The sequence below is a fragment of the Altererythrobacter sp. genome, assembly GCF_050299635.1.
Lineage (GTDB): Bacteria > Pseudomonadota > Alphaproteobacteria > Sphingomonadales > Sphingomonadaceae > Erythrobacter.
Window position 1 is genome coordinate 1 of record NZ_JBNKWF010000079.1, and the last position, 550, is coordinate 550.

Here is a 550-nt window from a genome sequence, read left to right on the forward strand (position 1 = left end):
CGCGCCCAGTCCGCGTGGCGAGCTGGAGATCACCGACGTCAACAAACACTATCTCGAACAGGGGAAGCTGGATGTGCAGGTGATGGGGCGAGGCCATGCCTGGCTCGACACGGGGACGCATGAGAGCCTGATCGAGGCGAGCCTGTTCATCCAGACCATCGAGAAGCGCCAGGGCCTCAAGGTCGGTTGCCCAGAGGAGATTGCCTGGCGGCGCGGATGGATCACTGACGATGACTTGGCGCGCTTGGCTCAACCGCTGGCGAAGAACGGGTATGGTCAATACCTGCAGCGTATTCTTGAAGAGCGGGTTTTTTGATGAAGGTGACCGCGACCGAAATCGAGGACGTCAAAATCATCGAACCGGAGGTGTTCGGCGATGTGCGCGGCTTCTTCATGGAAAGCTTCAATGCCCGTCGCTTTGCCGAGGCGACCGGCGTCGATCGGCCTTTCGTGCAGGACAACCACTCACGTAGTCAGCACGGTGTGTTGCGTGGACTGCACTACCAGATCAAGCAGGCGCAAGGGAAGCTGGTGCGCGTTGTGCGTGGCG

Annotated in this window: 2 protein-coding genes; both read left to right on the plus strand. The window is 60.2% G+C overall.

Annotated features, from left to right (window positions below; genetic code table 11):
- Nucleotides 1-316, plus strand: a 316-nt coding sequence (locus ACQY6C_RS14925) for a sugar phosphate nucleotidyltransferase (protein WP_427970077.1), incomplete at its 5' end; no start/stop codon positions are given.
- Nucleotides 316-550, plus strand: a 235-nt coding sequence (locus ACQY6C_RS14930) for a dTDP-4-dehydrorhamnose 3,5-epimerase family protein (RefSeq protein WP_427970079.1), incomplete at its 3' end; no start/stop codon positions are given. The genes ACQY6C_RS14925 and ACQY6C_RS14930, both read left to right, overlap by 1 nt.